This is a genomic window from Rodentibacter heidelbergensis (genome assembly GCF_002000125.1).
Lineage (GTDB): Bacteria > Pseudomonadota > Gammaproteobacteria > Enterobacterales > Pasteurellaceae > Rodentibacter > Rodentibacter heidelbergensis.
In genome coordinates this window covers 24147-30455 of sequence record NZ_MLHH01000007.1, presented here as the reverse complement: position 1 = coordinate 30455, position 6309 = coordinate 24147, and the positions used below count along the sequence as shown (strand labels likewise).

The following is a 6309-nucleotide window of genomic DNA, read 5'->3' as shown; positions in this document are numbered from 1 at the left end:
CAATTGCACGCTCAGGCTCTGGAATGTAAGTATCTAAGTGGTTAGCTAACTCAAGGATTTTTTCTTCCCATGCTGCATCGCCTTCTAAAGCTTTTAATGCAGAACCACGCACGATTGGCGTATCATCACCCGGGAAGTCATATTGAGAAAGAAGTTCACGCACTTCCATTTCAACTAATTCTAATAACTCTTCGTCATCGACCATATCGCATTTGTTTAAGAATACGATGATGTAAGGAACACCTACTTGGCGACCTAATAAGATGTGCTCACGAGTTTGTGGCATAGGACCATCAGTTGCCGCTACCACTAAGATAGCGCCGTCCATTTGTGCTGCACCGGTAATCATGTTTTTAACATAGTCGGCGTGTCCCGGACAGTCAACGTGTGCATAGTGACGGGTTGGGGTATCGTATTCAACGTGTGAAGTGTTGATGGTGATACCACGTGCTTTTTCTTCAGGTGCATTATCGATTTGGTCAAATGCACGTGCTGAACCACCGTAGTGTTTTGCTAATACGGTGGTGATTGCTGCTGTTAAAGTTGTTTTACCGTGGTCAACGTGGCCGATTGTACCCACGTTTACGTGCGGTTTTGTACGTTCAAATTTTTCTTTAGACATTGCTAATATTTCCTAAAAGTGCAGTATAAAACCGAAGAGATTTTATACCGCTGGTTTACAAAAATTATTTTTTACGCGCTTCAATCACTGCTGCAGCAACGTTTGTTGGTGCTTCAGAATATTTTAACGGTTCCATTGAGTATGATGCACGACCTTGGGTTTGTGAACGCAAGTCTGTTGCATAACCGAACATTTCAGAAAGTGGAACTTCTGCATCAATTTTAACAACAAATTCGTTCGCTTCTTGGCCGTTAACCATTGCACGACGGCGGCTCAAGTCACCGATTACATCACCCACATACTCAGGTGGCGTTTCAACTTCTACTTTCATGATTGGCTCAAGTAGAACTGGGTTTGCTTTAGCGAACGCTGCTTTAAATGCTAAAGAAGCGGCTAATTTAAACGCAAGCTCGGATGAGTCCACATCATGGTATGAACCGAAGTGTAAACGTACACCCAGGTCAACTACCGGATAACCCGCTAATGGGCCGGATTTAAGTTGTTCTTGGATACCTTTGTCAACCGCTGGGATGTATTCACCTGGGATTACACCACCTTTGATTTCGTTAACAAATTCGTAACCCGGACCTTCCGGCTCTAATGGATATAAGTCGATAACCACATGACCGTATTGACCACGACCACCGGATTGTTTTGCGTGTTTACCTTCAACATCATTAACACGGGTACGGATAGTTTCACGGTAAGATACTTGTGGTTTACCGATGTTTGCTTCCACTTTGAATTCACGTTTCATACGGTCAACGATGATATCTAAGTGTAACTCACCCATACCTGAAATAATGGTTTCACCAGACTCTTCATCCGTATGAACACGGAATGATGGGTCCTCTTGTGCTAAACGACCTAATGCAATACCCATTTTTTCTTGGTCTGCTTTAGTTTTCGGTTCAACTGCAACAGAGATTACCGGCTCTGGGAATTCCATACGCTCAAGAATGATTGGTGCTTCAATCGCACATAGTGTATCACCCGTAGTCACATCTTTTAAGCCGATTGCCGCTGCAATATCGCCTGCACGAACTTCTTTGATTTCTTCACGTTTGTTTGCGTGCATTTGAACGATACGACCAAAACGTTCACGTTTTTGACGCACAGAGTTCAACACGGTATCCCCTGAGTTAATCACACCAGAGTAAACACGGAAGAAGGTTAAGTTACCCACGAATGGGTCGGTTGCGATTTTAAATGCTAATGAAGAGAACGGCTCTTCATCGCTTGCATGACGCTCACCTTCAGTTTCATCCGGGTTAATCCCTTTAATTGCAGGAATGTCTGTTGGTGCCGGTAAGTATTCAACTACCGCATCAAGCATGGCTTGAACACCTTTGTTTTTAAAGGCAGAACCACAGGTAACCAAGATGATTTCGTTTGCTAATACACGTTGACGAAGACCTACTTTGATTTCTTCTTCTGTTAAGTCTTCACCACCAAGGTATTTTTCCATTAACTCTTCAGAAGCTTCAGCCGCTGCATCGACAAGGTTTTGACGCCATTCTTCACAATCTGCAACCATGTTTGCAGGGATATCTTCATAAGTGAAGGTCATACCTTGGTCAGCTTCGTTCCAGTTGATTGCTTTCATTTTGATCAAATCAACCACACCGGTGAAGTTGTCTTCAGCACCAATTGGAAGTTGAAGTGGAACGGCATTCGCACCTAAACGTGTTTTTAATTGGTCAACCACACGGAGGAAGTTTGCACCGGTACGGTCCATTTTGTTTACAAATGCGATACGAGGAACTTCATATTTATTTGCTTGACGCCATACGGTTTCTGATTGTGGTTGAACACCACCCACCGCACAGTAAACCATCACCGCACCGTCAAGAACACGCATAGAACGTTCTACTTCTACAGTAAAGTCAACGTGCCCCGGGGTGTCGATAACGTTGATACGGTGTTGTGGAAATTGTTGAGACATACCAGACCAGAATGCGGTGGTTGCCGCAGAGGTGATGGTGATACCGCGCTCTTGCTCTTGTTCCATCCAGTCCATTGTTGCCGCACCATCGTGTACTTCACCGATTTTGTGGCTCACACCTGTATAGAATAAGATACGTTCAGTAGTAGTCGTTTTACCCGCATCAATATGCGCACTAATACCGATATTGCGATATCTTTCAATAGGAGTTGTACGTGCCATTATTATAACCTTGTTTAGTTTAATATCTGTTTATATAAGGGTAAGGCTTCATCAATGATGAAGCCCTTTAAGTTCAAAAGCTTATTACCAACGGTAGTGAGCAAATGCTTTATTCGCTTCAGCCATGCGGTGAACGTCTTCACGTTTTTTCACTGCTGCACCTTTGTTATCAGAAGCATCTGATAATTCGTTTGCAAGGCGTAAAGCCATTGATTTATCACCACGTTTACGAGCGGCTTCTACGATCCAACGCATACCTAATGCGTTACGGCGAACCGGACGAACTTCAACCGGTACTTGGTAGGTCGAACCACCAACACGACGAGATTTTACCTCAACGGTTGGACGCACATTTTCAAGTGCGATTTCAAAAGCTTCTAAAGGTTCTTTACCTGTACGCTCAGATAAGGTTTCTAATGCACCGTAAACGATGGATTCAGCAACGGATTTTTTACCGTCAACCATGATTACATTAATAAATTTTGCAAGTAATTCTGAACCGAATTTCGGATCTGGAAGAATCTTGCGTGGTTCAATACTACGACGACGTGGCATTGCGAATTTCTCCGTATTTTAATCTTCAGGATATCCAAAACTCATCAGCAATCTTTCTCTGTTGAGAAATTTTGCAGCGCAGTGCGCTTTTGACTGGAGTTTATGGTTTAAATTGTTTGCTAATTTAGACGTTTGGCCTTACTTAACGGAGAACCATTAAGCTTTAGGACGTTTAACGCCGTATTTAGAACGACCTTGTTTACGATCTTTTACGCCTGCACAGTCTAATGCGCCGCGTACTGTGTGGTAACGCACACCCGGCAAGTCTTTAACACGACCGCCACGGATTAATACAACACTGTGCTCTTGAAGGTTGTGACCTTCACCACCGATATAAGAAGTTACTTCAAAACCGTTTGTTAAGCGAATACGACATACTTTACGCAACGCTGAGTTAGGTTTTTTAGGAGTTGTAGTATATACACGAGTACATACACCACGTTTCTGCGGGCAAGCCTCTAATGCAGGAACGTTGCTTTTTACAACCTTTTTCACACGCGGTTTGCGTACTAGCTGGTTGATAGTTGCCATTAAAAAAGCTCCAGTTTAAATGTTATTCAATAATAGAATGTTGTTCAAAAAATCTACTTCCGATATAGAAATAGACGGCAAATTCTAATGATTTTGTGATAGCTTGTCAACAAACAATGACAGGCTCTCTTTTGCTTGAAAGAATAAAAGAGCGGTTCACTTTTTGCGTTTTTTGGGGCGCAATAATGGCGTGATCAAATGCCTCATTTTCACCGCCACTTGATTTCCCGGATTATTCTCCCCATAATTTCGCCCTATTTTGAACGCCCTTTTCCGTTGTAAGAGATTTCTCGCCCGCAAAAAGTCTTTGGATGCGCAGAATCGCAACGATAAACAAGAGAAATAAAAAATGCCTCAAAATCAACCGCACTTTTATCGTGGCCGTTTTTCCGTTGCGCCCATGCTTGATTGGACGACACGCCATTGTCGTTATTTTCATCGCCAATTTTCCAAACACGCACTGCTTTATACGGAAATGGTGACGACATCGGCCATTATTCACGCTAAATACGATCTTTTAGATTTTGATCTGCTTGAAAATCCCGTTGCCCTACAATTAGGCGGTAGTGTTCCTAAACAGCTTCAACATTGTGCAAAGCTGGCAGAAGAACGAGGCTATCATGAAATTAATCTGAATGTGGGGTGCCCTTCCGATCGGGTGCAAAACGGCATGTTTGGGGCCTGTTTAATGGCAAAAGCGGATTTAGTGGCGGAATGTATCGAAAAAATGCAGCAGGCAGTGAAAATCCCCGTTACCGTGAAAACCCGTATTGGTATTGATGATCTCGATAGCTACGAATTTTTATGTGATTTTATCGAAAAGATACAAAATAAAGGCTGTCAGGAATTCATTATTCACGCCCGTAAAGCTTGGCTTTCTGGATTAAGCCCAAAAGAAAACCGTGAAATTCCACCACTCGATTATGAACGAGTCTATCAGTTAAAGCGTGATTTTCCCCAGCTGAAAATTGTCATTAATGGTGGTATCAAAACCATTGAGGACATGCAACAGCATTTGCAATTTGTCGATGGGGTGATGGTAGGTCGTGAGGCCTATCAAAATCCGAGCTTACTCGGTTTAATCGATCAAGCTTTGTTTGATGCCTCGATGCCAATCGTCACCCCAAGAGAAGCGGTGCTGGCGATGCTTCCCTATATTGAACAGCAACTTAGCCAAGGGGTTTATCTCAACCATATCGTTCGCCATATGCTGGGGGCATTTCAACATTGCAAAGGGGCCCGCCAATGGCGACGTTATTTAAGTGAAAATGCTTTCAAACAAGGCGCAGGTGTTGAGGTCGTGGAAAAAGCATTAGATTTTATTGAAAAATAGGCAACATTAAGTGTGATAGGGTTCACAAATTTACATATTTATGGTTTCCATTTTAGGCTATTTGCCGGATAATAAAATACACGATTTGAGAGGGAATCTCGTCGTATTTCTTGAACTATCGAGCCTTGCTTTTCTTGACAACTCAAGTGTCTTTCCCCCTTACTTGTAAATCAATTTTATGTGTTTTAATTGCTCTACAATAACCCATTTTGTTTTTTGGATTGGTCTTAACCGCATTGGTTTGATATGGATGTCAAAAAACAAAAGTGCGGTTAGAAATAACCGCACTTTCTTACTTACACAATACTAATTGGGTTTTGGTCTCTTGCAAATATTGCGCAATAGAAACCGGCACTTCATCGGTAAACAAATATTCCACATCCCCTAATTCCCCTAAACGAACAATGGCCTGTCGGGTAAATTTTGAATGGTCGGTCACCAATAGGGTTTGACGGGAGCTTTCAATAATGGCCCGTTTTACCTGAACCTCATGGTAATCATAGTCCAGTAATGAGGCATCGGCATCAATAGCACTAATGCCCAAAATACCGAAATCTAAGCGAAACTGTGAAATAAAATTCACCGTTGCCTCACCAATAATGCCGCCGTCCATGCGCAGCGAACCGCCCGCCATCGTAATTTCAAAACTTTCATTTTGGCGAAGCAAATGTGCTGCATTAAGATTATTGGTGACAATGCGTAAACGCTCATGATTAAGTAAGGCATTCGCCACAGCTTCCGGTGTGGTGCCGATATCAATAAATAATGAGGCACCATTGGGAATGTATTTGGCAACTTCTTGAGCAATGCGATTTTTTTGTGAAGAAAAAAACAGTTTACGATCAATATAATCGGAATTTTCCGCTGAAGAAGGCGAAGCCGCCCCCCCATGATGACGGCGGATTAAATCCAATTCTGCAAGAATATTCAGATCCCGACGAATGGTTTGAGGACTGACGTCTAATTGGTTCACCAATTCCTCAGTGCTTAAGTATCCCTGCTGATTCACCAGCTCAATTATTTTTTGATGACGAATGGACTGTTTCATTCTTCTATCCTTTCCATGAGAAGCATTGGGGTTTCGATGTAGCAATAGGCGTA

At 42.6% G+C, this 6309-nt stretch carries 6 protein-coding genes; 1 reads left to right on the top strand and 5 read right to left on the bottom strand.

Annotated elements, in window-relative coordinates; genetic code table 11:
• The 4 genes from BKK48_RS03420 to rpsL all read right to left on the bottom strand — a co-directional run.
• A partial coding sequence (locus BKK48_RS03420; RefSeq protein WP_143538773.1) for a GTP-binding protein occupies window positions 1-622 on the bottom strand: 622 nt, incomplete at its 3' end.
• A 64-nt stretch (window positions 623-686) separates the two neighbouring features.
• Window positions 687-2789 carry an elongation factor G gene (fusA, locus tag BKK48_RS03415; protein ID WP_077426780.1) on the bottom strand — a complete coding sequence of 701 codons (2103 nt, stop codon included), beginning with the start codon at window positions 2787-2789 and terminating at the stop codon, window positions 687-689.
• Between the two features lie 84 nt (window positions 2790-2873).
• Window positions 2874-3344, bottom strand: a complete 471-nt coding sequence (rpsG, locus tag BKK48_RS03410) for a 30S ribosomal protein S7 (RefSeq protein WP_018356117.1) — start codon at window positions 3342-3344, stop codon at window positions 2874-2876.
• Between the two features lie 156 nt (window positions 3345-3500).
• Window positions 3501-3875 carry a 30S ribosomal protein S12 gene (gene rpsL, locus BKK48_RS03405; RefSeq protein WP_005543325.1) on the bottom strand — a complete coding sequence of 125 codons (375 nt, stop codon included), beginning with the start codon at window positions 3873-3875 and terminating at the stop codon, window positions 3501-3503.
• A gap of 349 nt (window positions 3876-4224) precedes the next feature.
• Between rpsL and dusA the strand changes: the two genes are divergently transcribed.
• On the top strand, window positions 4225-5208 hold the full coding sequence (gene dusA, locus BKK48_RS03400) for a tRNA dihydrouridine(20/20a) synthase DusA (RefSeq protein ID WP_077426779.1): 984 nt from the start codon (window positions 4225-4227) through the stop codon (window positions 5206-5208).
• A 292-nt stretch (window positions 5209-5500) separates the two neighbouring features.
• Here dusA and BKK48_RS03395 read toward each other — a convergent pair whose 3' ends face one another.
• A complete protein-coding gene (locus BKK48_RS03395) occupies window positions 5501-6256 on the bottom strand; it encodes a DeoR/GlpR family transcriptional regulator (RefSeq protein WP_077426778.1) in 756 nt (251 codons plus the stop codon).
• Window positions 6257-6309 lie beyond the last annotated feature (53 nt).

Bases quoted from the DNA above. Each gene is read 5' to 3' on its own strand.
- fusA (WP_077426780.1), bottom strand. From the start codon at position 2,789: ATGGCACGTACAACTCCTATTGAAAGATATCGCAATATCGGTATTAGT.
- rpsG (WP_018356117.1), bottom strand. From the start codon at position 3,344: ATGCCACGTCGTCGTAGTATTGAACCACGCAAGATTCTTCCAGATCCG.
- rpsL (WP_005543325.1), bottom strand. From the start codon at position 3,875: ATGGCAACTATCAACCAGCTAGTACGCAAACCGCGTGTGAAAAAGGTT.
- dusA (WP_077426779.1), top strand. From the start codon at position 4,225: ATGCCTCAAAATCAACCGCACTTTTATCGTGGCCGTTTTTCCGTTGCG.
- BKK48_RS03395 (WP_077426778.1), bottom strand. From the start codon at position 6,256: ATGAAACAGTCCATTCGTCATCAAAAAATAATTGAGCTGGTGAATCAG.